The following is a 26,921-nucleotide window of genomic DNA, read 5'->3' as shown; positions in this document are numbered from 1 at the left end:
GCCATTGTTATTGCCACGTTAATTGGTTATAGCACTTATACATTTGTAAAATTATTTTCGTAACGCAGACATTTATTGACACAACACGATATTAATTTAATTGCCTGCAGAATATTATTTTATTTCTACGATTAACGCGCAGATAACGGCGTTTATTTTCCTGAAATCGGATGGGCGGGTTTATATTGCTTTACGTTCCGGGATGCCGGACAATGACATTTTTAACTGACGATTAACATTACGATGAAACACCCGTTAGAATCGCTGCTTACGGCAGGCGGCATTTTATTGCTGGCCCTGCTCTCCTGCCTGCTGTTACCCGCGCCGTCGCTGGGCCTGGTGCTGGCGCAGAAGCTGGTTCAGACCTTTCACATGGTCGATCTTAACCAGCTCTATACCATTCTGTTCTGCGTGTGGTTTTTACTGCTGGGTGCCATCGAATTCTTCGTGCTGCGTTTCGTCTGGCGACGCTGGTTTTCACTGGCGTCGTAAGCCCATAAAAAAGCCGGGTGGCGGCTTCGCCTGACCCGGCTTGTTTTGGTTTGCGTTCAATGCGTCCGACTGTGGTTCTCCTTGCGGTACGCCCCAGGCGGCTGGTTAAACGTTCGGGTAAAGATACGGGTAAACGTCTGCTGCGAGTCAAACCCGTAACGCAGGCAGATGTCGTACACCCGGGCGTCGGATTCACGCAGATCGCGCGCCGCCAGCAGCAGCTTGCGTTCACGGATATAACGCCCCAGACTCTCCCCTTTGTACTGCATAAACAGACGCTGCAGGTGCCACTTCGAGTAACCCGCGTGGCGGGCAATCTCTTCTATACGTAATGGCTGGTGCAGATTGTCGTCGATCCATTCGACGATAGTGTCGATGACTTGAGCGGAAATGGTCATACTGCTGTCCCCCTCTGCTTCTCGCTTAAACATTATTCCCACCACGCACGAAAGGTTTGCGCGGTGTCGCTTACCCGCACGGGCTCACCCAGCTCCGGCGTCAGCAGCCGATAATTTTTGTCCTTGCTGGCGCGCGCCAGCTGGATCAGCGGATCGTTCCAGGCGTGTTTCGCCAGCACGAAGCGTCCGTTGTGCCCCGGCACCACGGCTTTGGCGTTGAGATCCGCCGAGGCCTGCGCCGTTTCCTCCGGAAGCATGTGAATGTACTTCCAGTCCTGGTCGTACTGGCCGTTTTCCATGATGGCTAAGTCCACCTCGCCAAACTGTTCGCCGATGGCCTTAAGGTGCGGGCCGTAACCGGAATCCCCGCTGTAATAGACCTTCTGCTCCGGCGTGACGAACATAAAGCTGCCCCACAACGTCCGATCGCGCTTGATGCCGCGCCCGGAGAAGTGGCGCGCCGGCAGAACGTGCACCGTCAGTTCATCGCTGATGCGTACCGACTGGTTCCAGTCGCGTTCGTCAATAATCTCAGGCTTCATCCCCCAGTAGCGCAGATGGGATCCCACGCCCAGCGGGGTCACCACGTGCTTTACCTTCGGCAGTAGCGCTCTGATGGTGGCGTAATCCAGATGATCGTAGTGATCGTGCGAGATAATCAGCAGGTCGATGTCCGGCATGCTTTCAGCGCGCCACGGGTACTCCCCGGCAAAGGCTTTATTCAGAAACGAGAACGGCGCAGCGTAGTTGCCGAGCACCGGGTCGATCAGAATGCGTTTGCCCGCGAGCTGCAGGTACCACGAGGAGTGGCCTAGCCACACTAGGGTGTCCTGCTCCAGCGGCAGGCTCGCAAGATCGGTTTTCACCAGCGGCAGCGGCTGGGCCGGGCGCGCGTTTTCGGTTTTTTTGGTCAGAAAATCCCACGTCGCGACCAGCATATTTTTGTCGCCGTTATAGCCCGGCGTCGGCAGCGTATTGTGGAATTTTCCCTCGCGATACTGGGGTGAGGCCTCCACTTCAGTGAGCTGCTCACCCTGCGGTGGCTGGCCGAATCCGGCATTCAGAACAAACGGTAAACTCGCAGCTGAAGCTATGATCATGATTAACACCACGCAGATGAAGAGAGGTTTTTTCATATCCAGACCCGAAAACGCGCCCCATCCGATAGTTTGCGCGGGGTAAACTTGATTATGAGTGAGTAAGCACTCATTATAGATATGATGATAAAGTCGTCAAGACGTTTTCGATCTTTGACATTCCGCGTTGCAGCGTGTCAAAGCACGTGTTTCAATCAGGGTTTTTATAATTGACAGGGGGAAAATTTAGTGGCACGTCCGAAGAGTGAAGATAAAAAACAGGCCTTACTGGAAGCCGCAACGGTGGCGTTTGCACAGTCAGGTATTGCCGCCTCAACGGCGTTAATTGCCCGCAAGGCGGGTGTCGCCGAAGGCACCCTGTTCCGCTACTTTGCTACCAAAGACGATCTGCTGAATGCCCTTTATCTCCATCTGAAGCAGGATCTCTGCCAGACCATGCTGGCAAACCTCGATCGCACCATTACGCTGCCAAAAGAACATACCCGCAATATCTGGAACAGCTATGTGGACTGGGGGATTCGTAACCCCGTTGCTCATGCGGCGATCCGCCAGATCGGCGTCAGTGAAAAGCTGAGCGCCGAAACGGAACAGGCGGTGAAAGAGATGTTCCCGGAACTCCATGAGCTGTGCCGCCGCTCGGTGCGTCAGGTGTTTATGTCAGATGAATTTAAAACGTTTGGCGATGCGCTTTTCTTATCGCTGGCCGAATCTACGATGGAATTTGCCACTCGCGACCCTTCCCGCGCCGTTGACTTTAAAGCACTCGGCTTTGAGGTGATGTGGCGCGGGCTTGCCCAGGAAGAGAACGATGGACAGTAAGGCATTGCAGGAGCATGCAAAACGCGTGGCGCTGGAGCTGCCGTTCACCGAACACTGCTGGCCGTTCGGTCCCGAGTACGACGTGTTTAAGGTGGGCGGGAAAATTTTTATGCTGATGGCCACCGTACGCGGACGACCGCACGTCAGCCTGAAGTCAGACCCAGAAAAATCCCTGTTAAATCAGCAAATTTATCGCGGCGTTGAGCCGGGCTATCACCTCAATAAAAAACACTGGATTTCGCTTTACGGCACTGACGACATCACGCCTGAACTGGTCGCCGACCTGATCGCGGATTCGTGGAATCTGGTGGTCGATAAGCTGCCGAAAAAAGACCAGAAGTGGATCCGGCCGGTCTGATTGTTCGTCTGAGACGAACAGATTAAGCGCTCGAATTGCACTTATCTTTTTCCGCGTCCCGCTGTAATCTGCATTCCTTTCGCGCCCGAGAGCGGGCGAATTTCATCACCAGGAGTTGTTATGGATATCATTTCTGTCGCCCTGAAACGCCACTCTACCAAGGCGTTCGACGCAAGCAAAAAACTGACCGCGGAAGAAGCGGAAAAAATCAAAACCCTGCTGCAGTACAGCCCGTCCAGCACCAACTCCCAGCCGTGGCACTTCATTGTGGCCAGCACCGAGGAAGGTAAAGCGCGCGTGGCGAAATCTGCCGCGGGTACCTACGTGTTCAACGAACGCAAAATGCTGGATGCTTCTCACGTGGTGGTGTTCTGCGCGAAAACCGCGATGGATGACGCCTGGCTGGAACGCGTTGTCGATCAGGAAGAGGCCGACGGTCGCTTCAACACGCCGGAAGCCAAAGCCGCAAACCACAAGGGCCGCACCTATTTCGCCGATATGCACCGCGTGGATCTGAAAGATGACGACCAGTGGATGGCGAAGCAGGTTTACCTGAACGTCGGTAACTTCCTGCTGGGCGTAGGCGCGATGGGTCTGGACGCGGTACCGATTGAAGGTTTCGATGCCGCCATTCTCGACGAAGAATTTGGCCTGAAAGAGAAAGGCTTTACCAGCCTGGTGGTGGTACCGGTTGGGCACCACAGCGTGGAAGATTTCAACGCCACGCTGCCGAAGTCTCGCCTGCCGCTGAGCACGATTGTAACTGAGTGCTGAACAAAACGGGCCGCGCAATGCGGCCCGTTACGCTTTACTGATGACTAACCTGCGATGTGGATGGACATCGCGATCGTATCCCCAGGCAAACGCAATCCAGCGCTCTTCCAGCTCGGCGTATGAACTCACCGGTGTTAAGTGCCACTCTTCGCCTACCGTACCGTCCGCCACGCTTATCTGATAATTCATACTGAACGCCCAGTCGATCATACGTAACCAAAACCGCTGCCCGTCTCCGGTTTGCTCGCTGTCAGAAACCACAATGTCGTATTCGCTTAGCACCCACTGGAAGAAGGATTGTGGTAAACCACTGATGACACGCTGATGAACCGCGCGTGGCGTACGCCAGACCATAACCTGTGTCGCAGCCCCGTGGGGAAAAGTAATTTCTTTATGAAACGTCAACTTAACGGCATACGCCGTATAAGGTTTTCCGTCGTCGGTAGTCACGAGACGATATTCATCGCCGTAACGCGATTTTAACAGGCGATATCCCACAGGCAGCATAAATCCGGGCAGGTGAAAATCCACCGTGCCTCGCGCAAGAAACGCTTCAGTATGTTCGACGTTTCGGGAGATAAGGCCTAATTTTTGGCTGAAATCTGCGGAATCAATCATCAGTGGCGACATGGTGGTTTCTCATGGCGTGAGTATAGACGACTTAACACCCCATCGAAATGATGTCGATTCATTCGAGGGGTTTACGTTAAACCCCAACTTACACCTGTTTCATCCATTCAGCAGACTCGGCTCTTACTCCCTGAAAGCCCCTCGCAAAATACTTATTTCCCCTGCTCCGCCAGCCACGCCATCGCCCTCTCTCCGGCTTCATCCACCGGCAGATACACCAGCAGCCGCGAGCCGTTTCGCGGCGCAGAGTACCAGTACATCTGTTGCAGCGTAAAATCTCCCAGTTCGGGATGGGTAAACAGCTTGAGCTGGTTCTCCACGCCGCGCACGTCGTTGCGCTGGTGCCACAGGATTTTAAACTCTTCCGAAACCGCAAAGAAGCGCGCCAGTTTGGCTTCCCACAGCGGGTCGCCCCGGTGTTCGGCCATCGCCGCGCGGAAGTACGAGACGAAAATCGGCAGCACATCGTCGCGTCTGCCGAGACGCGCTCGCCACGCCGGATGGGTGAGGAACAGGTAAATACAGTTGCGGTCTTCCGGGGGAATTTCATTGAAGTCGACGCCCATCAGGTGCCCGAAGCTGTCGTTCCACGCCACGATATCGAAATTCGGCTTCTGAATGCTGGCGGGTTTTGGCATTAGCGTATCCAGCAGGCGACGCGTACCCTCGCTGATGCCCTCGCAGCAGACCGCCTGCGGCGCTTCGCCCGGCGGTAAACCCGCTAACAGAAACAGGTGTCGGGCCTCGGTAGGGGTGCACTGCAGCGCTTTTGCCACAGCGGCCATCACCGTGCTGGACGGATTAACGTCCCTGCCCTGCTCAAGCCAGGTGTACCAGGTCACGCCCACGTCCGCGAGCATCGCCACCTCTTCCCGGCGCAGACCCGGCGTGCGGCGACGACCGCTGCGCGGCAGGCCGAGACGCTGCGGATCGAGGCTTTCGCGTCGTGCGCGTAGAAATGCCCCCAGCTGTTTTCGGGTGTCATCCTGAAGAGAGACGACGGGTTCAGACATCAAGGCCATAAATCCCCCTGCATGGTAGTGCCAGTACCAGTATAAGCAAGAACTGGTACCCGTTTATTAGATGGTTGATGCTACGACCATCTGTTGAATGACGCAATGGAGTTACCATGAATACGTCAGTTGTTTCACCGGGCCGCGCTGGCCTGATATTGCTGCTAACCGGCCAGATGCTGCCGATGATTGATACCTCAATCACCAACGTGGCGCTGGACGCCATCACCCATTCGCTGCACGCGACCGCCACCGAGCTGGAGCTGATTGTCGCACTCTACGGCGTGGCCTTCGCCGTCTGCCTCGCGCTCGGCAGCAAGCTGGGGGATAACCTTGGCCGTCGGCGTCTGTTTATGTGGGGTGTGGCGAGCTTTGGCCTGGCCTCGCTGCTGTGCGGGATGGCGGGGAACATTGAACAGCTGCTGGCCGCGCGCATCGTTCAGGGGGCGGGTGCCGCACTCATCATGCCGCAAATTCTTGCCACCCTGCACGTGACGCTGAAAGGTACGGCGCACGCTAAGGCCATCAGCCTGTTTGGCGGCATCGGTGGGATTGCGTTTATCGTCGGGCAAATGGGCGGCGGCTGGCTGGTGTCGGCGGATATCGCCGGGCTGGGCTGGCGTAACGCCTTCTTCATCAACGTGCCGATCTGTCTGGTGGTGCTGGCGCTGAGTCGCCGTTTCGTACCCGAAACGCGTCGCGAGACGCCGTCACGCATCGACTGGACCGGAACCCTGCTGCTGGCGATCATTCTTTGCTGCCTGCTGTTCCCGATGGCGCTCGGCCCCCAGTGGAACTGGTCGTGGCCGCTGAAGGCGATGCTTCTCGCCATTATCCCGCTGGCCTGGCTGACGGCGCTGAATGCGCGCAAAAAGGAGCGTGAAAATGCCCACCCGCTGATCCCGCCGCGCCTGCTGCAGCTTCGCAGCGTTCGCTTTGGCATTCTGATTGCGATGCTCTTTTTCAGCGTCTGGTCCGGGTTTATGTTCTGTATGGCGCTGACCATGCAAACCGGTCTGGGGATGGCGCCGTGGCAGTCCGGAAACAGTTTTATCGCGCTGGGCGTAACCTACTTTATTTCGGCGTGGTTCGCGCCGCGACTGATTGCTCGCTACAGCACCAGTACCATTCTGCTGACGGGTCTGACGATCCAGATTGCCGGCCTGCTGGCGCTGATCGCCACGTTCCGCGTCTGGGGAACGGAGAATACCGCCCTGACGCTGGCGCCCGCGACCGGGCTGGTCGGCTACGGGCAGGCGCTGATTGTGAACAGCTTCTACCGCATCGGGATGCGCGATATTCAGCCTGACGACGCGGGGGCCGCGAGCGCCATTCTCAGCACGCTGCAGCAGGCCGCGCTGGGGCTTGGCCCGGCCATTTTCGGCGCGATTTTGCTGCACGCGCTGCAGAACCATCACGGGGATTACACCCAGGCGGTGAACGTCTTCCTGATGGTGGAAACGGCGATGATGGTGGTGCTTTCCCTGGCAACGCTGCGCATCCGCCATAGACTGTGCCTGCCGGTGGTGAAGGTCTGTCAGGCCACCAAATAAGCCCGTGAATTTGCATAATAGATCCGCAGCCGCCATTATGGGGCTGCATCAATACAGGAGACGTTATGCAGGAATTAATTGCTCAGGTTGAAGAGTTAGGCATTGAAATTAATCAGACCACCTCTTTAGTGATTATCTTTGGTATTATTTTTCTTACCGCCATCATCGTTCATTTTATTCTGCACAAAGGGGTGCTTCGCGCTTTCGAAAAACGCGCGCAGGCCAGCAGCCATTTATGGCTGCAGATCATTACCCAGAATAAATTATTTCACCGTCTGGCCTTCACCCTTCAGGGGATAATCGTCAACGTCCAGGCGGTACTGTGGCTGCAAAAGGGCAGCGAAGCGGCGGAAATTCTCACGACATGCGCAAAGCTGTGGGTCATGGTGTATGCCCTGCTCTCCTTCTTCTCGCTGCTGGACGTGATTTTTAATCTGTCGCAGAAAATGGCCACCGCATCACAGCTGCCGCTGAAGGGGATCTTCCAGGGCATCAAGCTGGTGAGCGCCATCCTGGTGGGGATATTGATTATCTCCCTGCTCATCGGCCAGTCTCCGGCGATTCTGATAAGCGGTCTGGGCGCCATGGCTGCCGTCCTGATGCTGGTGTTTAAAGACCCGATACTCGGACTTGTGGCGGGTATTCAGCTTTCCGCCAACGACATGCTCAAGCTCGGCGACTGGCTGGAGATGCCGAAATACGGTGCCAACGGCACGGTGACGGACATCGGTCTGACCACTGTTAAGGTGCGCAATTTCGATAATACAATTACGACCATTCCGACGTGGGCGCTGGTCTCCGACGCCTTTATCAACTGGAGCGGCATGTCGGCCTCCGGCGGGCGACGCATTAAGCGCAGCCTGAACATTGATACCACCAGCATTCATTTTCTCGACGAGCAGGAACAGCAGAAACTTATTCAGGCGAAGCTGCTGAAGCCCTATCTGGCCGCGCGACATGAGGAAATTAATCTGTGGAATCAGCAGAACGGTGAAGGGGAATCGGTATTAAACCTGCGCAAGATGACCAATATTGGTACCTTCCGCGCCTACCTGAACGAATATCTGCGCAACCACCCGCGCATTCGCAAAGATATGACGCTGATGGTGCGCCAGCTAGCGCCTGACGCGAATGGTTTGCCGATTGAAATATATGCCTTCACCAACACGGTGATCTGGGCAGAATATGAGGAGATTCAGGCCGACATCTTCGACCATATTTTCGCGGTGGTGGATGAATTTGGGCTGCGTATTCACCAGTCTCCGACAGGGAACGATATTCGCTCCCTGGCGGGCGTTATCGCCAGATAATCAGCTTGCGCCGCCGGGCGTGAAGGCAGATGCAGTCTGGTGCCCTCACTCCGGCTCTCTCCCACAGGGAGATGGAGAAAACCGCGCTACTTTTTGCGGGAAAGCTTAAACGCCACAAACAGGAAGATAACCCACACCGGCAGCAGCATCGCCGAAAGACGCATCTCATCCATGGTGCACATCAGCACCAGAATCAGCCCCAGGAAAGCGATACAGATGTAGTTCCCCGCCGGATAGAGCAGCGCTTTGAACTGCGTCTCGCGTCCCTTGCGGCGCATCGCGGCGCGAAAGCGCAGGTGCGCCAGGCAAATCATGATCCAGTTCAGCAGCAGCGTGGCAACAACCAGCGCCATCAGCAGGCCAAAGGCCTCTTTCGGCAGGAGATAGTTGATCAGCACCACCAGCGACGTAATGGCACCAGAAAGTAATAATGAGTTCACCGGCACGCCGCGACGGCTGACGCGGGTTAAGAAGCGCGGTGCGTTGCCCTGAACGGAGAGGCCAAACAGCATACGGCTGTTGGAGTAAACGCCGCTGTTATAGACAGACAGCGACGCCACCAGAATGACGAAGTTCAGCGCCGAGGCCACCACGTTGCTGTTCAGATCGTGGAAAATCATCACGAACGGGCTGCTGTCGGACTTCACTTCCACCCACGGATACAGCGCCAGCAGCACCACCAGCGAGCCGATGTAGAACAGCAGAATCCGGTACACCACCTGGTTGACCGCTTTTGGAATGCTTTTATGCGGGTCGCGCGCTTCCGCGGCGGTAATGCCAATCAGCTCTAATCCACCGAAGGAGAACATGATCACTGCCAGGGAGAGAATCAGCCCTTTCCAGCCGGTGGCGAGGAAGCCGCCGTGCTGCCACAGGTTGTCGATCGTGGCGCGCTCGCCGCCGTGGCCGGAGAACAGCAGCCACAGGCCAAAGCCGATCATCCCGATAATCGCCAGCACCTTGATCAGCGCAAACCAAAACTCAGTTTCGCCATACAGGCGCACGTTGACGAGGTTAACGGCATTAATAATGATGAAGAAGGCGGCCGCCCAGATCCACGTCGGGACATCCGGCAGCCAGTACTGCATGTAAATGCCTGCGGCGGTCAGCTCCGCCATCCCCACCAGCACGAACATCACCCAGTAGTTCCAGCCGGACAGGAAGCCTGCAAACGGGCCCCAGTATTTATAAGCAAAGTGCGCGAAGGAGCCTGAAACCGGCTCTTCAACAACCATCTCGCCAAGCTGGCGCATGATCAGGAAGGCGATAATCCCGGCGATACCGTAACCCAGCAGCACCGCCGGGCCAGCCATCTGAATAGCGGGGCCGATGCCGAGAAACAGCCCGGTACCGATCGCGCCGCCAAGGGCAATTAACTGAATATGTCGATTTTGCAAACCACGTTGCAGCGTCGGATTCTGATCCGACGAGGCTTCAGCGCTACCATGGCCTGAAGCGGATGACGCGTCTTTCACGTCCTACCCCTGTCTCTTTTTTAGAAGGGGCACGTTTTAACACTTCATGCTGGAGGTAGCAAGGGATTGGGGCATCCCTGCCCCGGATAACGAGATGGAACGCTTAGAATTCGTAGCCAACCGAGACCTTAAAGGTGCGCGGTTCTCCCTGCGTGATATAGGTACCGGAATCGTCCACGCTGGCCCAGTAGTTTTCATTGGTCACGTTGTCGATGCCCGCACGAACCGTCATCTGGTTTTCATTGTGGTTCACCGCGAAGCGATAGCGCATCCCCAGATCCAGCGTCGTATAGCTGTCGAGCTTTTTGGTGTTTGCCAGGTCAGCGTACTGCGCGCCGGAGTGGTTCACGCGGGCGGTGGCGGTGAGGCCGTCAATCGGCTTGATGTCGTACTCTGCGCCCAGCACGGCGTAAAAGTTCGGAATACCGATCGCATCGTTACCCTGATTCACGCCATTTTTGGTTTTACTCAGCTCGGCCTGCAGCCAGGTGGCGCTGGCGTTCAGACGCATCCCCAGCACTGGCTCGCCGAAGACGTTCAGCTCGACCCCACGGTTACGCTGCTCGGCATCCAGGCCATAGTGGCCGCTGTCGTCGAGGATCGCCGACGGCATCTTAATTTCAAACAGCGCAAGCGATCCGCCCACGCGGCCAAAGTCCACCTTCACGCCCACTTCGTTCTGCTTAGAGTGAACGATACCGGTGCTCTGGCCGTAGTTGGTGGCGGTGTTAGGCGCGGTTTTGCCCGGCTGCAGCGCTTCGGTATGGTTAGCATAGAGGGAGAGTTCCTCCCACGGCTTGTAGACCACGCCGTAGGTGGGCATCCAGCGGCTGCCGTCGAAGCCGTCCGCCGCGTTTTCCGCACCGGTAACTTTGTTATATCCGCGAACGACCACTTTCTGATGGCGGGCGCCTGCGGTGAACAGCAGCCTGTCGTCCAGCACGCCCAGCGTATCGCTTAGCAGCCAGCCCTGGGTACGGGTGCGCCCGCTGGTCAGCGGATCGCTGTACTTCCCGCCAGAGCCGTTCAGGTTGGTGCTGTCCGGCATATCGACGCCGGTGTTGTGGTAGATGTTGGTGGTCGGGTTATCTTTCGTCGCCGACATTTTCCACGCGATTTTTTCGTTTTTGGTCATCGCTGAATAGCCGACGTTGACCTTGTGCGAGACGAAGCCAGTATTGAAGTTACCGCGAACGCCCGCCATGCCGCTGACGGAATCGCTGATGCGGTTGGTATCAAGGCGGCTGACCGTTGCCTTGCCGCTTTTATCCACCAGCTTCGGCGCGCTGTAGATGCCTTCCTCATGTGCGTGCTGCGCGCCCAGACCGGTATAGGCCGTCCAGCCGTCGGTGATGTCGTACTCGCTGCGCCACATCCCAAATTCGTTTTCGATGTTGCTGTAGGCCCACTTCTGCGAGAAGTTGCGATCGTTTTTCGGCGGCTCGGGCACGAAATCAACCGCAGAAATATTGACGCTGGTCGGGCTGCCGTGGAAGGTTTTCTTCTGATAGCCCAGATCCAGCGAGGTGCGGAAGCGGTCGCCCGTGTAATCGAGACCGGTTGAGAGCAGCGTGGTGCGGCGGCGGTCATTCGGTATGCCGGTTTCCCCTTCGCGATGGACCAGGTTCACGCGCGCGCCGAACTGGTCGCTGTCGCCGTAGCGACGGCCCGCATCCAGCGTAGTGCCAATCTGGGAGTCCGAGGTGTAGTCGACGCCGACTTTCGCCTGCGGGAGTGCCCCCGCGTGTTTGGGCTCAAGGTTGATCATTCCGCCCACGCCGGAGCTTGCCGCGCCGTTCATTAGCGAGTTGGCCCCTTTGAAGATCTCTATGCGGTCAACCATCTGGGTATCCACAACCTGGCGCGGCAGCACGCCGGACAGCCCGCCAAAGGTCATGTCGTCGCCGTCGAACTTCAGGCCACGGATGCGGTAGGTCTCCGCGCTGTTGCCGTACCCCTGAACGAACTGCACGCCCGCGTCGTTCGCGACGACATCGGCAATGGTTTTCGCCTGCTGATCTTCCACCAGCTTCGAGGTGTAGCTGATGATGTTGAACGGCACGTCCATGGCGTTCTGCTGGCCCAGCATCCCCATGCGCCCGCCGTTCGCCACCTGTCCGTCAAGGAAGGCCGGTACCAATTGGTCGCCACCGGGTTTGAAATCGCTGGCAGGTTTAGCCTGGACAACGAGGGTGTCCTCTTTTTGATTGTCCGCCGCGAAGGCGGAATGTGTCGCCGCGCCAACGGCGAGCGCCAGCAGCGTTTTGTGCATGATGGTGTTGTTCATCGTTAACTCATTTTAAAGTGCGCGCAAAAATGACCCGTTGTCGGGCCTTAGAATATGTTGAACACAATGCAAATGAGAACTATACGTATTATCTATGCGTTAGCAAGTGTAACCGCGTTCATGAGGAGGTTTGCCGAGAAAAGAGGGGAACAACCACCCCGTTTCGGGGCGGTGAATATCACAAAACGCGCGCGATACCTGCAACATCAATGCGTACCGCCGCACCCGGGGTCCATCCTGGCTGGCTGACGGTCTTCAGGGTCACGGACTGCTGCCCGGCTAATCCCAGGGTGAGCGTCGACAGCTGGCCGGTGAAGTCCACGTCGAGAATTGAGATCGGACTTTCATGCGCTGCACATACCGTCACGCGTAATTGTTCAGGGCGCATCATTACCCTGCCCTGTCCTGTCGCACGCGCGTTGTCCGTCGGCACTTCACCCAGCGCGCACACGGCATACCCGGCCGCAAGCTGAGCAGGCAGGATCACGGCATCGCCAAGAAACAGCGCCGTCTCTTCGTCAACCGGACGGGTGTAAACATCATAAGGCGTACCGACCTGCGTGAAGCGCCCTGAGCGCATGACGGCAACCTGCGTGGCAAAGGACAACGCTTCGTTCTGATCGTGGGTGACCAGAATCGAGGCCACGCCCGCTTCGGCCAGCAGATCGGCCGTTGCCTTACGCGTCGTGGCGCGCAGGCCGGTATCCAGAGCCGAGAACGGTTCATCCAGCAGCATCAGTGAAGGCCGCTGGGCCAGCGCACGGGCAAGGGCCACGCGCTGCTGCTGTCCGCCGGAAATCTCGTGGGGCCAGTGCGTTGCGAGCTGCCTGTCCAGAGAAACCATCTCCATCAGCGCCTCAACGCGCTGGCGTTTCTCGTGGCGGGTGCCGTCCAGCCCCCAGGCGATGTTGTCTGCCACATTGAGGTGCGGGAACAGCGCACCCTCCTGAGGCACAAAACCAATCCGGCGCAGGTGGGCGGGAACAAAACTGTTTTCATCGAACAGCGTTCTCCCCTGCATGACAATGCGCCCGGTGTCAGGCGTTTCGAACCCGGCAAGAATACGCAGCAGCGTGGTTTTCCCCGACCCGGACGGCCCGACAATCGCCGTCCTGCTCCCCGGCGCCACGCTCAGGTTTAAGCTCTCGAGCACCTGCACATCAGAAAACGATTTAGAAATGGCGGTTAATTCAAGCATGTCATAGCCCTGCAATTTTTTTCGACTGCATATAGAGAATGGCGGTCAGCGGGAGTGAAATCAGGATCATCAGCATCGCGTAAGGCGCGGCGGCAACATAGTCAATTTCACTGGTCAGCGCCCAGAATCCGGTGGAGAGCGTGCGCGTGCCCAGCGGAGAGAGCAACAGCGTGGCGGTCAACTCGTTGCTGACGCCGAGGAAAACCAGCGCGGCCCCCGCTGCCGCACCCGGCGCGGCCAGCCGCATCGTGACGCTCCAGAGCGCCTTCGCGGGCGTGCTGCCCAGGCTGCGCGCCACGTTTTCCAGCTCAACCGGCGCCTGCGCAATCCCCGCCCGCAGGTTGATGAGCGCGCGGGGCATAAACATCAGCAGGTAGGCCAGGAACAGGGTAATTTCCGTCTGGTAAATGGGACGGGCGTAATGAATGGTGACGGTGACCAGCGCCAGCGCCGTGACGATGCCCGGCAGCGAACTGGTGATATAGATGCACCCTTCCAGCATCCGGAAGATGCGGTGCGGATAGCGAATACCCAGCCACGCGATGGGGATCACGCACGCCGTCGTCAGAAGCGCACCGCCCACGCCGAGCATCAGCGTCTGGCGCAGGGAGTGCCAGAGATCGGCACTCATCCAGTTCTGCACGCCGCCGAGCCAAATCCAGCGACACAGAACAACTAACGGTACGCCCAGCGCCAGTACGATCAGCACGATGAAAAACAGCTGGCCCAGCGCGGCGGCCACAGGCTTCAGCGGCCAGCGTTTCTGCTCGCGCGCGGCCCCGGCGCCAATGCGCGCGTAGCGTGCTTTTCCGCGCGTCACGCCTTCCAGCACTAAGATAGCCAGGCAGCATAACGCCAGCACGCCTGCCAGCATGTTCGCCGCCGGGCCGCTGAAGGTAGACTGGAACTGGTCATAAATTGCCGTGGTGAAGGTATCAAAGCGGATCATCACGTACAGGCCATATTCCGCCAGCAGGTGCAGCGCCACCAGCAGCGCGCCGCCGCAGATAGCCAGCTTGAGCTGGGGCAGCACCACGCGGAAAAAGACCCGCCACGGCGGCGTACCCAGCGAAGCGGCGACATCTTCAAGCGTCGGGTCAAGGCGACGCAGCACCGCCGCAACCGGCATATAGATAAACGGATAGTAGGCAAGAACGGAAAGGAACACGCCCGCGGAGAGCCCATGCATAGACGGGACAGCGCTCACCCAGGCATAGCTTTGCACAAACGCGGGGATCGCCAGCGGGGCGACCGCCAGTGCGGACCAGATCCCTCGCCCGGCAAGCTGCGTGCGCTCCGTGAGCCAGGCTATCGCCACGCCCGTCACGATACACAGCGGAACCGCTAAAGCCGTCAGCCACAGCGTGTTGCTGAGCAGCTCTGCAACACGCGGGCGAAACACCAGCGCCTTAATGGTTTCCCAGCCGGTCTCAATGCCAATGGCAATGATAAAACCCAAAGGCAGAAGCGCCATTAATGAAAACAAAACAGCTAACGCAACCATCGGCAGTGCAGGACGCTTGCGGGCAGTCTCCTGCACTCTGTTTTTTCCGATGTCGAGACTCAGACCAGACATAAGGCGTTCACTTCACTCTCAGGATCACAGCAGACCGGCTTGCGTCATCAGCTCGATAACTTTTTTACTGTTGAGCGTTGAGGGTTCAACTTTCGGTGCATCAAGATCTTTCAGCGGAACCAGTTTCGGGTTGGAGGCCGCGTTCACGCCCACTGCGTATTCAAAGGCATTATTGGTACGCAGGCTTTCCTGACCTTCTTTACCGGTAATGTATTTGATGAAGGCCTGCGCCTGCGCTTTATGCTTGCTGGATGCCAGCACGCCGCCGCCGGATAGGCTCACAAACGCGCCCGGATCCTGGTGTTTGAAGTAGTAGAGCTGGGTGTTTTTGCTGTTCTCACCGGTTTTGGACTGATCGACAAAACGGTAGTAGTGATAAATCACGCCGCCATCAATCTGACCGGCATTGACCGCTTTCATCACGGTGCTGTTGCCTTTATAGGCAACGAAATTGGCTTTCATCGCCTTGAGCCATTCCAGCGTGGCCTTCTCGCCTTTCAGCGCCAGCATCGCGCTCACGATGGCCTGGAAATCCGCGCCTGACGGTGATGCCGCCCAGCGGCCTTTCCACTCGGGCTTTGCCAGATCCATCAGCGATTCAGGCAGCTGCTGTTCGTTCAGTTTTTCCGGGTTATACACAAACACCGTGCTGCGGGCCGCGATGCCAATCCAGCGGCCGTGCGCCGGACGATATTCTGCCGGTACCTGCTTCAGGGTGTCTGCATCCAGCGGCGCAAACAGGTTGGCGTTATCCACCAGCACCATTGAAGGCGAGTTCTCCGTCAGGAACACGTCTGCCGGTGACGCGCTGCCTTCCTGAACCAGCTGGTTACCCAGCTCGCTGTCATCGCCATTACGCAGAGTGACTTTAATGCCGGTTTCTTTAGTAAAACCGTCCACCCACGACTTCACCAGGTTTTCGTGCTGCGCGTTATAAACAACGATACCTTCGCTGTTATCGGCCGCAACCGATTGTGTAGAAAGGAAAAGTGATGAAGACAACAAGGCAAGCGAGAAGCAGGACAGCAGGCGAGAATTCATGAACATATCCTTAATAGACCAACGTGATTAACGACTCATAGCTTTGTGGGACAGGATTAAAGCATACAACAACGCTAATGATAATTAGTATCAATCCAGTTTACGCGTAAAAGTGTAAAATTTCTTTTTAGAAGATTTTAGAATGATAAAAATCCAAATTTTAATGAGAGATAATTTTTAGATTAAGAAAACCTTAAGCTTGCTTAAAATGAAATTGATTAGCCTTCTATTCATTATGACGCGAAGGTAAATCTGTTATTCCTGCGCCCGGAAGATATAAAAGCCCCGATTTTGCGGAGCTTTTTATGCTTATCCGGAGGTCGCTAAATTTATAAGGCGACTAATTTAAAAAGCATCACATAACCGCATGAGGGGCATACATCGGATAGGTGAAGAACAATAAATGCACGCAGTTCAGCCCAAAATGGAATAACGTCGCAACCCAAAGCCTGCCGCTCCACATCCACGCCAGGCCGTAAATAATGCCGGAGAGGCTGGCAAAAATAATCAGTAGTAAACCGCCGCTATAATGCATCAGTCCAAAGATGACTGAGGCAATCAACAGCGCGACAACAGGATGAATAATCCGGGACAAGCGTTGCTGCAGGTAGCCTCTGAACAAGGCTTCCTCGGCCAAAGAGACGAAGAAAATATTCGCAAGGGCAAATTGAGCGAACCATTCTGGCGCATGCGGCTCAATTCTCAGCCCACCTAATGCAACAGCCAGAAGTAACAGCGCGGGTATCGCAAGAATCAATATTCCCCATCCAACCTTACCCGCTTTATAGAGGGGTTTTGCTACGAATAACGTTGACATGCACGTGATTAAAAAGAACGGCACCACTGCCTTGTCCATATTAAAGTACATACTGAACGGTATGCTTTGCGGACCAACGACGACAGCATCCAGCACCCTGGGGTTATGAAAACCCGGAATCAAATGCAAAACCAGGGCAACGGCGATGGCCACGCACAGGCCTTCGACCAGATATGTATATTTATTATTTTTATTACGTAGCCATTCAACAACAGACCAGCCAACAACGATGGATGCAATAACCAGCAGCGCCGGGGCGTCAAGAATACTCTGTTTCCAGCCGAGAAATGCCGTTAATCCCAGCATCAGGTAAGCCAGGCTTCTATTAAGGGAGAGTGCGGCAAGCGAAGTTGCGAGTAGATACCACATAAATGTCCTTCTTGACCGGTAAATTTTAGGGGCGATGTCCCAAATATGTCCCACAACGAAAATCAGGAGGATGTGAAGGAGGCGTAACTCTATGAAATGAAATGGCACGCCCTGTAGGATTCGAACCTACGACCTACGGCTTAGAAGGCCGTTGCTCTATCCAACTGAGCTAAGGGCGCACTGATATGCGTGTACTTCGCGGTGGTGAAACGCGAAGAATTATACGGTCAATGGCAGGTGAGTCAATGCCTTTTCCGTTTTCTACGGCAATTACCGCTAGCCGATTGTAAATACGGCTATTTTCTCAACATTTCGTCCTGTTTCACCGTAAAATTTAGCGCTGCGAAAAGGCTTAGTTGCATTTAAGTAACGCCTGCTGTTTTCCTGAACGTCAGCTCGTCACACTAGAGTCAGGTATCCCGGCCGCCTGGAGGCTGACAGACAACAGGACAATGGAGTGACAGCGCAAAACCCGATCGATACGCCCCCCCGGTTACAGTACATTTCTCAGGACATCGTCGGCATTAAGCTTGAGCCCATCGTCGCCCTTTCCTCCCTGCGCCAGGTTGGCGTGGAGGTACTTAGCGTCCTGGCCGACACGCGGAACAGCGAGGACTTTTTTTGCGATCGGTCCGCAGAGTGGTCGATAACGCTGCTTGAAGCGCAGCTTGCCGCGTTAAAAAATACGCCGCACGGTCATAATCTTTTTATTAATTTGCCGATAACCGTCCTGACAGAGCCCGCGTCATTTCAGCGACTTATCCGGTTGCCAGGCGTGCCGCTCAATATTGAGATTGTCGACCTCGCGTCATTTTTGGCGCTGTCCCTCGTACAGAAGCAGCATGTGGTTCAAAATTTGCGGCAACTTAGCAAACAGGGACACGCTATCTGGCTTGATGACGTGGATGACGTCACTGTGCAGTCGTTTTTATCCTACCGACTCCCGTTAAGCGGCATCAAAATAGATAAGGAAGCATTCTGGCGTTTACGCGACACCCCTGCGCTGAGGCAACTGGTTTCCCTTTGCTTTCAGCTTGCCGGGAAAGTGCTTATTGAAGGTATTGAGACTGAACGCGATCGTACCTGGGCACTGCAGGCAGGCGCAGACCTCGGCCAGGGATATTACTGGCCGTCCTGGACATGGCCGGAGGATTAAAAAGCCATTTCCAGGAGGGAGACCATGCGAATGACAGTGCGCCGTTACCGGCGGCGGCGTACAGGAAGTGATGCACTGGGATTTACGCGCTCACCTTTTGCTCCCCCCTTTTTCGACCGGCTCGAATTCTTGAGCCAGTCTATCAGCCAGCCCCGCAAAACCGACGCCCCGTTTATCCTTCTGGTGACGGAGGATCACTACCTGCGCACCGGTTTTCTCAACGGGCAGTTTCCCCTGAGCAGCTGCTGCGACTACGCCACGCTGGACGACGCCCTTATCGCTCAAACGCAGTGGCCTTCAGCCCGTCTGGTCGTGGATATTGAAAGCCGATCCACGGGGCTTCTGGAGAAACTGGATCAGTTGAGACGGCATAGCCTGTTTCCTCCGTTCCTGACGCCATGGCTGTTGGTCCGGGCCGATAATTACGACACCCGCCTCTTCTGCAAAGCGGCAGGTCCCTTTCATGTGCTCGAACGTCAGCTGAACGCCGCTGCGCTCCAGCACAGCCTGCTGGATACCCTCCCTCCGCCGGGTACCGAGAAAGACTGGTTCTCGCGCAACGAATGGCCCATCCTGCAGGAACTTTCCCGGGGCAAGACATTGCGTCAGATTGCCCTTATGCAAAATCGCCCCTATAGCCGCATTATCTATCGTCTCAGCTGCATCCTGCTGAAGCTGGGGCTAAGCCATCGCCAGGAATTACTGCATCTTCTTAATAACCTCTCAGACTGCACGTTTTCACTCACGTCCTAACCCCTTATTTCCTAAAGCGGTTTAAGAATTTACTTACCACCATCGTTGCAAAAATGTTAATTTTTAACAATAAAATCGAATTTATAACTATTCCTAATTTATGGGTGTGAACCTTGTGAAATGCCACAGATTAACGAAACGGCAGCACTTTCCTCCATCCGTTAAGTGAATGAAGAAGGCGTTAACAGGATGATAATGATGTAAAAACAAGCAACTTAGCGACAACTGCCAGGAGGAAAAAGCGAAGCGGATAGCATGTTCTCCTGTACAGGAGATGCGGGCCTTCGGGTAAACCTGGGCGCTTTCAGATGAAGGTCTGACGGCCTGCGAGGGCAATTTTCAACCTCACCTCTGTGGGTTTGTCCCTTTAAAAGAGGTGTATTTTTGTTAACAATTAATCAACATACAGAGATATCTGTTATTTTTTGTTATTACATAAAGATGAAAATATGCGGTAAATGAGATAACAGGATATTTCCGCTAATTTTAAAAAAATAGCGATTCAGATCCAGAAGATAATACAAACCAATACCCTCATATTAATTTACAGGGTTTTCGGAAAAAACTTACCCTGTATAATAAGATGCGTATCAAATATGAATAAGAAAAACCTTTTTGCCAACACCAGCCTAATGAGATGACCGCGCTGAGGCATAGTTCTTTTCATTACGTAAACAAGGATGCTTTCGCTCTTTCCAGGGAAATACTACGGTATAGGGATCTGCACATTATATCCTTCCGGCATTTCGAGAGTTTTACCAAACTCTGCATAACGCTTTTAACAATCTGAGGCATTAAAAATGAAACCGGCATCCGTTATCATTATGGACGAACATCCTATCGTCAGAATGTCGATAGAAGTCCTGCTACAGAAAAATAAGAATATCACAGTCAAGCTCAAGTCTGGCGATAGCCATGAAGTCCTTGACTGTATCCGCAATCACCCTATCGATCTGGTGATCCTTGACATTGAACTCACGGGCACGGATGCTTTCGCTTTACTTAAGAGAATCAGAAACTTAAACAAAAACATTAAGGTTCTGTTCCTCTCGTCTAAATCAGAGTTATTTTATGCGGGTCGCGCTATTCGCGCCGGGGCAAATGGCTTCGTAAGTAAACGAAAAGATTTGGGTGAGATCTACAACGCCGTAGAAATGATCCTGATGGGCTATTCCTTTTTCCCGTCGGAAACCCTGAACTTTATAAACCATTTGGGGTCAGGGAAAGGGATGGCAGTCGATATGCCATTATCGAATCGCGAGGTCACGGTATTACGGTATCTGGCGAATGGATTATCCAACAAGGAAATTGCTGAACAGCTGCTATTAAGCAACAAAACCATTAGCGCGCACAAATCCAATATTTATTCCAAGCTGGGTGTGCAAAGCATCGTGGAATTAATTGATTACGCTAAAGCCCACGAGCTGCTATAACCTGAATTCACTCCCCGCAGCTTATCTGAGCTGCAGGGAGTGCGGTCAGTGCTAATTATAATTAATCATGAAGGTGGCATCCGCATCGGCCCGTCCGGGCTGAGGGTTATCGGCAGTGGCAATATAATTGGCATAAAATGACAGAATCGCATTTCCCTGCGCATCAACCGAGACCGGCCGGCTGGCCTGCTGAAGCGCCAGCCGCGTTTTATCCGCATCCCTGATCTCAACGGCGACATGGCTTGCTGTACTGGCGTCGTTCAGCGCCAGCAGGCCGCTATTGCTCCCGTCAGCTTTACCCGAAAACGTAATGGACGCCGCGCCCGGCGGGCAGCCGGTCAGCTTCAGCGTAAACGGCATAGGCTGCGTGCGGCTCCCGGTGGTGCTGAGCTGTTTCGTGGGCCAGGTGCCCAGCGGGACGGCTTTTTCGCTGTCGCTGCCCTCGGCAACGCAGGTAAAATCGACGATATTGCCGTAAAGCCGAATGTTAATCTCGCCCAGGGCGGTGTCCGCCTGAGCCTGTGTGCAAAGCGCAAAGAGCGCCACGGTGATAAAACGGATCCCGTTTCGCATATCGGCTCCTTAGTCGTAATCCACGCGCAAATACCCGCGCGAGGTGAAGCGCCCTTCCGCTGGCTTATTGCCCGTCACGCTCACCGGCCAGACCCGGATCCCCACCTGCGCCTGCGCGCTGTCGTCAAGGCGGAACGGAATTTTGCTCGTCAGGTTGTTGGGCGTCAGCGGCGCCCCGCTCTCGTTGGCAATGATGAATCCCACGTCCGGGTTATCCGACACCAGCACATTATCAGAGACTTTTTCCGCCTCGACGCGCATCGTCAGCATGGCGTTCGCCTCCACGTTGGTGCATTTGATGGCGATGGTTTTGCTTTGCGATGAGACGCCTTCCGGCTTGTTACCCACGCCCGCCTTGCTGAACAAAGAGGCGCCGATGTCGCCGAAATCAAACTCCACCACGTTACCGGCATTAATGGCGCAGCTTTGCGGCACCTGAATGGTTCCGCTGTAGCTAATGGTATAGACCGGCGTGGTGAGCGGATCGGAAGAAGTCGTGGTGACGTAAACGCGGAACATGGTGGCACGCGGGATCACCACCATGTTGATAAAACGCCGGGTAACCTTAAGACGGAAGACCAGGCTGGAGTCCTGAACGCCAAACGGTTTGTTTTTGGAAACGTTAGGATGGCTCCCCATCTGGATATAGCTTTTGGGCGGATAAAACGCGCCAGCATAGCTGTCCGTGATTTTCATCGCCCCGTCCAGATAGTCGTTAAGCTTCAGATATTGATAGCCATCGCTCGTTCCCGTTACCGGATAATCGGTGACATAGCTGCGCTTGGTGGTATTTCCGGTCGTCCCCTTCGGGCAGACGGCATTCACCCCGACCCACTGCGTCTTCTCGTTGAGCGTCACCACTTGCCCAATGTGATTGTTCGAGCTGTTGAATTTATCCGTCAGGTCGTAATGCACCTCCGTCGGTACGCCTTTTTCATTGACGCACACGGTGGCTAACGCGTTTGTCGCGGGCAGTAACGCCAGAAGCGACAAGGCAAAGATATGGGTTTTATTCACAGCGAATCCCCTTCAGTGTGATTGCCTGTTGCAGGCTCTGTTCAGACAAGCTGTAAGGTGCGCGACACTGGGACTGCGCCCCGTCACCCCACTGGATCAGCAGTTCACCTTCCAGCGGCAGCCCACTCAGGTAAATTTGCCCGTCATCCCCCACCATGCTGGTGACGCCGCTTTTGGTCTCACGCACCACCGCGCCGAACGGCACGGGCTGGTTGCCGCGCGTTACCGTCAGCAGGGCGCGCACGCCAATGCGGGTATCAAAGCTGGCGCGTACCAGCGCGCCTTTGGTCGGCACCACGCTGCTCACGTTGTTTTCGATATCGGTGTTGTTGCTCATGGTGTTGGTATCCAGCGCCACGCGGTTGTAGCGATAGACGGTGGCATACGGCATCACCGCGTAGCCTCGCCAGTCGGTTTTCACGCCGGTCTGGTTTTCAATACTGACGCCCGATGCCCCCGGCGCTTTGATCAGCACGTTGGTGTCGCCCAGCGGCTGGCTGAAGGTCACGCCGTCGGCGTGGCCGACCACCCCGCCGGAGAGCTGCCAGTTGAGATCGTGCTGGTCGCGGGAATAGTTGTAGCCCACCCCCAGCGTGCCGTAGGTCGCCTGCCAGTTGGCGCTAGCGCTTCCGCTTGCGCCGTTGGTGCTGGCGTGTCCCTGGGTCACGCTGTAGTTCAGGTTGCGATCCTCCAGCAGCGTTCCGCTGACGCCGGTTTGCCAGCTTGTGTCGCCATCGCTGTTTCGACTGGCGGATGCCGTAGCGTAGGCGCGGTCAATCGCGCTGTCCCGGCGATAGCCCTGACGGGTAAAGAGGCTGAACGGCACGGAGACGTTAAACGACGCGATCCGATCGGTGCCGTCTATCCCCACGGATTTATTCCACGACCACGAGACGGAGTAGTTGATCCCCTTCACGCCCCCCGCGTAGCCCAGCTGGTACCAGAGGTTAGTCTCGTCCGTTCCCCAGTAGGTTTGCTCGCTACCGGAGATATAGACCGAGCCGTAGTCCCCCAGCGACTGAGAAACGTTGAGCTGGAAGCGGCCTTTTTTATTCCACGTCAGGTTGTGATAACTCTGCACGTCCGGCACATCGTTATCGTTCTGGCTATCGGCATACTGATAGCCCTCCATTGAGCGCCAGGCGACATCGTCGAGGGTGTAAAACCCTTTTGTGGAGTAGCGGTAGCCCAGCAGCTGGAAGTTGGTGCCGAAGCCGTTAAGGGATTTTGCGTAGAGGAAGCGCAAAGACTGCCCTTCATGCTTGCTGTCGTCCGCGAGCTGGCTGCGGGCGTGGGTGATATCGAGCGAGACCGCGCCCCAGTCGCCCAGGTTTTTCCCGGCCCCGACGGCCACCGCGGTATAGCGTGACGCCAGCTGCGTCCCGCCGTAGAGCGTAAAGCCGTTGGCAAGGCCGGTAATCAGGGTGCCCTGGGTGAAGAACGGCGTATCCTGATCGCTGTTACCGCTGCGGTAATCCCCCGCAACGAGGTCATACTTCCAGCGCCCTTCACGCTGCAGAAGCGGGACGGTGGAGTACGGCACGGTATAGCGCTGCTGGGTGCCGTCTTTCTCTTCGACCGTGACTTCAAGGTCACCGCTTGAGGAGGTCGGGTTAAGATCGGTAATCGCAAATGCGCCCGGCTGGACATAGCTTTGATAGATAACGTAGCCGTTCTGGCGAACCACCACTTTGGCAGGCGTACGGGCGATCCCGCGCACGGTCGGCGCGTAGCCCTGCAGGCTGTCCGGGTACATGCTGTCAGACGAGAAGAGCCGCCCGCCGCGGAACCCCATGCTGTCGAAGACGTCATTCCCGGTATTGCTGTCGCCCAGCACCAGTTCGCTTTTAAGCGGGATGACGGTGCGCTGAGCCCAGGTGCCAATATTCTGCCACTCGCTGTGCCGCTGCCCGTTATTCTGCGTGTACCGCCATGCGCCGTTGTTACGTAAACGCCAGGCGCCATAGTTCAGCCCGCTCTGCAGGTTCAGATAATAGCTGTCGTCTTCGCTTCCCCGGTTACCGGTGAAGCTGTAGTTCACCAGCGCGGCGGGAATGCCTTCATCCCACTGTTCAGGCGGAATGTAGCCCCGGGCGCTGTTTTGCAACGCCACCTGCGGCAGGCTGACGTCCAGACGCTGAGAGGCAAAGTTGAATACCGTTTCGCTGCCGGGTATGGCCGTGGTCAACGGAACGCAGGTATCGCCCTGCACCTTAGCCAGCTCGGGAAACGCCGCGACGTTGACGCCAAAGCGATCCAGCATCGCGCGCGTAATGCACGCCGACAAACCGCCCGCCACCGGCGGCGTGTTCTCGGCCTGCTCAAAACGCACGTCCTGGGTACCGATAAACTCATCGTTACGCCAGATATCCACGCGATAAACGCCGGGTGCCTGCTGGTGTCCTTGTTCAAAACGCGACAAATCCGCCACGCTGGCGGTGTCGTCGGACAAGAAGGCCGGGTTGAAATAACTTTCGCTCCAGCCAGCCTGCGGCCAGAGCGCAGCCATCAGCGCCAGCGCAACCGGGCAGTAACGTCTCTGGTGGTTTTTCATCGCCCTGACTCTGCTCACAGGTTGACGCTACGCGCCGGAGTAATGGCACCGTAGTCATTCACGCTCTGCCAGGAAAGCGTGCCGCTGGCACCGGCTGGCAGCACCTGCTGAGCAGAGCTTTTCGGCGCAACCATCAGGTTATCCAGCTGCTGCCCGCCCAGCTTCAGATTGACGAGGGTGATGTAATACGGGGAAGCGTTGCTGACTTTGAGATGGTTGCCCGCGCGCTCAAACCGCAGCTGGGAAAGCGCCTCTTCCGGCTGCATCGCCAGGTTGTTCGGGCGCACAAACAGCTTGATGCGCGAGAGGATCGCCAGCTGCAGCACGTTATTGTTTTCCGTTTTCGCTTTGTTCACCGACGGGATCGCCTTCACGTTCATGTAAAAGAGCGATTCGCGATCGACAGGCAGTGCCGGTCCGGCATAAATAATACGCAGCGTGTTTTCACTGTTCGGCTCGCTGACAAACAGGGGCGGAGTGACGGCAAAGGTTTTTTCTTTTTGCCCGCTCGCATTTTCGATCCACGCGTTAATTAAATAGCGTTCCTGTTTGTTGCTGTTGGTGATCGCCAGCGACGTTTGCTTTGCCTCTGCGGGATAAATAACGCGCGTGGCCCCCAGAGCAATACCGCCGGAAGCATTTGCGCAGGCAGAAACCATCATCAAAATAAACGATAAAAAAAGTCCTGGTTTAATTAGGGTATTCATCACAACCGTACCTTTAATAATGTGTTCGCAGGTGTTATGGATAAATCAACGTAAACCAGACATCCGACTGAATTTTGCCTGGCTCGAGGTGTTCGGAAATAGCCCGATAGCGGGCGCTAAAATGGAACGCGAGCTCGCGGGTATCGATCGGCAGCCAGCTGACGGCCGTGGCGTTTGGGATAACCTGACGCTGCTGTTCGTCAAAGAGCGCCAGCCCCACGCCGCTGCTGACGGGCGTTTCACCCGGCCGCGATGTCGCCAGAAAGACCTGCGGATCTTCTGCGGGCGTCACGCCCTGAAACTGGATCCCCACGGTGCGCGAAACATCAACGCTGCAGTCCAGCAGTCGCACGGTAAAAGGCACGTTAACCGTGGAAAAACTACCCACGCCGGAAAATGAATTGGTTCGGTACTGCCCCATGTCGATGCGCATATTCTGGCTGTCGGGCGCCACGGCGCAGCCGCCGTTCACCAGTTCACCTCTGAGATGAACCTTGCCACCTTCGATCACCACGGTATGCGCCGATGCCGGGCAAGCCATCGCAAGGGTTAACAGCAGTAGTGTTCCAGTCCTTGTCATCCTTCGTTCCTGGCATTTGCGTATGACGGGCCTCGTCCGTGAGGCCTGAACATCCCTGTGCGGAGGAATTACTCGTATTTCATTACGAAGGTGGCGTCAGCGTTCGCCTTGCCTGGCTCAGTGGTGGCAGCCGTTGACTTGTAACGCGCGGTGAACTTCAGGGTGTTGGTCCCTTCGATCAGCGTCTGCGCAGCAGAGAAGGTCGCGCCGTCTGGGGTCAGAACGCTGGATTTGCTGTCGAGGATTTCGATACCCACGCCTTTCGCGGTGTTGTCGTTGTTACCGGAGGTCACGGCCAGCAGGGTTTTGTCGGTTGGGTCGATCTGACCGGTGAACGCAACGGCTGCGGTTTTGGCCACCAGCGGATCGCAATCATTCAGTTCAATGTTGAATGGAATATTAGAGGTGGTGTCGCCCACTTTGGTAAATTTCGCGGTGCGATACTGACCCAGATTAACGGTCTGCTCGGAAGAATCCGTATTTACTGAACAAGCCGCATTAACCAGCTCACCTTTAAAATGTACGGTACCGCCATTAACGGAAACCGGCGCAGCAGGATCTGCTGCATTTGCGGCACCTGCAACCAGGGCCAAAGTAGCAATAACAGTAGAAGCAATGTTGCTGAGTTTCATGTCTATTCCTTTAAAATGTAAATAACCCTTCCCGCGAATAATCGGGAATAAGAAATACGTTCAATTGATTAATTGAAAGCTTATTTCGGAGGAGACAAAGTAGCTCAGGACGCGTTTTTTAAATATGTCAAAACGCTGCCATTTCGCCAGGTCACATCCTAATACCGCCTAAGAAATTGACCATCCCCTACGAAGGGTTTTTACGTCTCACTGATAAAAACGCGTAAAGGGTGACTGACAGCGACGCTCGCTTCTGACAAAATACACGCCATCCCCCCTTTCAAACGTTACAGACGGAATCTTCTCTCT

General features: G+C 55.7%; 25 protein-coding genes and 1 tRNA gene. 9 read left to right on the top strand and 17 right to left on the bottom strand.

All coding sequences use genetic code 11. From position 1 onward, the window contains the following. The first annotated feature begins 243 nt into the window (after positions 1 to 243). Positions 244 to 492 (top strand): DUF1158 domain-containing protein, encoded by a 249-nt coding sequence (locus LA04_RS03660; RefSeq protein WP_013097677.1) that lies wholly within the window; start codon positions 244 to 246, stop codon positions 490 to 492. A 56-nt stretch (positions 493 to 548) separates the two neighbouring features. Here the strand turns inward: LA04_RS03660 and LA04_RS03655 are convergent, their stop codons facing one another. Together LA04_RS03655 and LA04_RS03650 are read right to left on the bottom strand one after the other, a co-directional pair. After that, the gene (locus LA04_RS03655) at positions 549 to 890 is read right to left on the bottom strand and encodes a RamA family antibiotic efflux transcriptional regulator (protein ID WP_047650664.1); all 342 of its coding nucleotides are present in this window, start codon (positions 888 to 890) and stop codon (positions 549 to 551) included. A gap of 32 nt (positions 891 to 922) precedes the next feature. Continuing rightward, the gene (locus LA04_RS03650) at positions 923 to 2,026 is read right to left on the bottom strand and encodes an MBL fold metallo-hydrolase (protein WP_047650502.1); all 1,104 of its coding nucleotides are present in this window, start codon (positions 2,024 to 2,026) and stop codon (positions 923 to 925) included. 189 nt (positions 2,027 to 2,215) lie between these two features. Here LA04_RS03650 and LA04_RS03645 point away from each other — a divergent pair, with 189 nt between their 5' ends. The 3 genes from LA04_RS03645 (at position 2,216) to nfsB (ending at position 3,938) form a co-directional block, all read left to right on the top strand. Further along, positions 2,216 to 2,806, top strand: a complete 591-nt coding sequence (locus LA04_RS03645; RefSeq protein WP_047650501.1) for a TetR/AcrR family transcriptional regulator — start codon at positions 2,216 to 2,218, stop codon at positions 2,804 to 2,806. After that, a complete protein-coding gene (locus tag LA04_RS03640; protein WP_023310662.1) occupies positions 2,796 to 3,164 on the top strand; it encodes an MmcQ/YjbR family DNA-binding protein in 369 nt (122 codons plus the stop codon). Before LA04_RS03645 ends, LA04_RS03640 begins: the two co-directional genes overlap by 11 nt. Before the next feature lie 120 nt (positions 3,165 to 3,284). After that, entirely contained in the window at positions 3,285 to 3,938 is a 654-nt protein-coding gene (nfsB, locus tag LA04_RS03635) for an oxygen-insensitive NAD(P)H nitroreductase (RefSeq protein ID WP_024906901.1), read from the top strand. Between the two features lie 27 nt (positions 3,939 to 3,965). Here nfsB and LA04_RS03630 read toward each other — a convergent pair whose 3' ends face one another. Then, a complete protein-coding gene (locus LA04_RS03630) occupies positions 3,966 to 4,568 on the bottom strand; it encodes a hypothetical protein (protein ID WP_023310660.1) in 603 nt (200 codons plus the stop codon). A gap of 152 nt (positions 4,569 to 4,720) precedes the next feature. Continuing rightward, positions 4,721 to 5,590, bottom strand: a complete 870-nt coding sequence (locus LA04_RS03625; protein WP_047650500.1) for a helix-turn-helix transcriptional regulator — start codon at positions 5,588 to 5,590, stop codon at positions 4,721 to 4,723. A gap of 107 nt (positions 5,591 to 5,697) precedes the next feature. Here LA04_RS03625 and LA04_RS03620 point away from each other — a divergent pair, with 107 nt between their 5' ends. Both LA04_RS03620 and LA04_RS03615 read left to right on the top strand, forming a co-directional pair. Then, a complete protein-coding gene (locus tag LA04_RS03620) occupies positions 5,698 to 7,134 on the top strand; it encodes an MFS transporter (RefSeq protein ID WP_047650499.1) in 1,437 nt (478 codons plus the stop codon). 65 nt (positions 7,135 to 7,199) lie between these two features. Next, a complete protein-coding gene (locus LA04_RS03615) occupies positions 7,200 to 8,444 on the top strand; it encodes a mechanosensitive ion channel family protein (RefSeq protein ID WP_047650498.1) in 1,245 nt (414 codons plus the stop codon). Positions 8,445 to 8,530: 86 nt separating this feature from the next. On the opposite strand, the gene pheP is transcribed toward LA04_RS03615, so the two are convergent. The 7 genes from pheP to LA04_RS03580 form a co-directional block, all read right to left on the bottom strand. Continuing rightward, positions 8,531 to 9,919 carry a phenylalanine transporter gene (gene pheP, locus LA04_RS03610; protein WP_047650497.1) on the bottom strand — a complete coding sequence of 463 codons (1,389 nt, stop codon included), beginning with the start codon at positions 9,917 to 9,919 and terminating at the stop codon, positions 8,531 to 8,533. 103 nt (positions 9,920 to 10,022) lie between these two features. Continuing rightward, positions 10,023 to 12,206 carry a TonB-dependent receptor gene (locus LA04_RS03605; protein WP_047650496.1) on the bottom strand — a complete coding sequence of 728 codons (2,184 nt, stop codon included), beginning with the start codon at positions 12,204 to 12,206 and terminating at the stop codon, positions 10,023 to 10,025. A gap of 178 nt (positions 12,207 to 12,384) precedes the next feature. Then, a complete protein-coding gene (locus LA04_RS03600) occupies positions 12,385 to 13,404 on the bottom strand; it encodes an ABC transporter ATP-binding protein (RefSeq protein WP_047650495.1) in 1,020 nt (339 codons plus the stop codon). Between the two features lies 1 nt (position 13,405). After that, a complete protein-coding gene (locus tag LA04_RS03595) occupies positions 13,406 to 14,980 on the bottom strand; it encodes an ABC transporter permease (protein ID WP_047650494.1) in 1,575 nt (524 codons plus the stop codon). Positions 14,981 to 15,004: 24 nt separating this feature from the next. Further along, on the bottom strand, positions 15,005 to 16,021 hold the full coding sequence (locus LA04_RS03590) for an iron ABC transporter substrate-binding protein (RefSeq protein ID WP_047650493.1): 1,017 nt from the start codon (positions 16,019 to 16,021) through the stop codon (positions 15,005 to 15,007). Between the two features lie 355 nt (positions 16,022 to 16,376). Continuing rightward, a complete protein-coding gene (locus LA04_RS03585) occupies positions 16,377 to 17,207 on the bottom strand; it encodes a CPBP family intramembrane glutamic endopeptidase (protein ID WP_047650663.1) in 831 nt (276 codons plus the stop codon). 102 nt (positions 17,208 to 17,309) lie between these two features. Next, positions 17,310 to 17,386 (bottom strand) — tRNA-Arg (locus LA04_RS03580). A gap of 278 nt (positions 17,387 to 17,664) precedes the next feature. Between LA04_RS03580 and LA04_RS03575 the strand changes: the two genes are divergently transcribed. The 3 genes from LA04_RS03575 to fimZ all read left to right on the top strand — a co-directional run bounded on the left by LA04_RS03575 (position 17,665) and on the right by fimZ (position 20,549). Further along, complete coding sequence (locus tag LA04_RS03575) at positions 17,665 to 18,363, top strand: EAL domain-containing protein (RefSeq protein ID WP_047650492.1); 699 nt, start codon at positions 17,665 to 17,667, stop codon at positions 18,361 to 18,363. Positions 18,364 to 18,387: 24 nt separating this feature from the next. Continuing rightward, positions 18,388 to 19,116 carry a helix-turn-helix transcriptional regulator gene (locus LA04_RS03570; RefSeq protein ID WP_047650491.1) on the top strand — a complete coding sequence of 243 codons (729 nt, stop codon included), beginning with the start codon at positions 18,388 to 18,390 and terminating at the stop codon, positions 19,114 to 19,116. Between the two features lie 800 nt (positions 19,117 to 19,916). Continuing rightward, entirely contained in the window at positions 19,917 to 20,549 is a 633-nt protein-coding gene (fimZ, locus tag LA04_RS03565; RefSeq protein WP_033144828.1) for a fimbria biosynthesis transcriptional regulator FimZ, read from the top strand. Positions 20,550 to 20,600: 51 nt separating this feature from the next. Here fimZ and sfmF read toward each other — a convergent pair whose 3' ends face one another. From sfmF to fimA, 6 genes are all read right to left on the bottom strand, one after another. Further along, positions 20,601 to 21,122: a fimbria assembly protein gene (gene sfmF, locus LA04_RS03560; RefSeq protein WP_047650490.1), complete on the bottom strand. Its 522-nt coding sequence runs from the start codon at positions 21,120 to 21,122 to the stop codon at positions 20,601 to 20,603. A 9-nt stretch (positions 21,123 to 21,131) separates the two neighbouring features. After that, on the bottom strand, positions 21,132 to 22,139 hold the full coding sequence (gene fimH / locus LA04_RS03555; RefSeq protein WP_047650489.1) for a type 1 fimbria D-mannose specific adhesin FimH: 1,008 nt from the start codon (positions 22,137 to 22,139) through the stop codon (positions 21,132 to 21,134). Continuing rightward, entirely contained in the window at positions 22,132 to 24,693 is a 2,562-nt protein-coding gene (locus LA04_RS03550; RefSeq protein ID WP_047650488.1) for a fimbrial biogenesis usher protein, read from the bottom strand. The genes fimH and LA04_RS03550 overlap by 8 nt, the downstream gene beginning before the upstream one ends. 14 nt (positions 24,694 to 24,707) lie before the next feature. Further along, on the bottom strand, positions 24,708 to 25,400 hold the full coding sequence (gene fimC, locus LA04_RS03545) for a type 1 fimbria chaperone FimC (protein WP_047650487.1): 693 nt from the start codon (positions 25,398 to 25,400) through the stop codon (positions 24,708 to 24,710). 34 nt (positions 25,401 to 25,434) lie between these two features. Next, positions 25,435 to 25,980, bottom strand: coding sequence for a type 1 fimbrial protein subunit FimI (gene fimI, locus LA04_RS03540; protein WP_047650486.1), 546 nt, complete (start codon positions 25,978 to 25,980; stop codon positions 25,435 to 25,437). Between the two features lie 68 nt (positions 25,981 to 26,048). Next, positions 26,049 to 26,612: a type 1 fimbrial major subunit FimA gene (gene fimA, locus LA04_RS03535; RefSeq protein WP_047650485.1), complete on the bottom strand. Its 564-nt coding sequence runs from the start codon at positions 26,610 to 26,612 to the stop codon at positions 26,049 to 26,051. Positions 26,613 to 26,921 lie beyond the last annotated feature (309 nt).

Source organism: Enterobacter sp. UCD-UG_FMILLET (assembly GCF_000762975.1).
In the GTDB taxonomy this organism is placed as follows: Bacteria; Pseudomonadota; Gammaproteobacteria; order Enterobacterales; family Enterobacteriaceae; genus Enterobacter; species Enterobacter dykesii.
The sequence above is the reverse complement of the archived record's forward strand: the minus strand, read 5'-3'. Positions and strand labels throughout refer to the sequence as shown.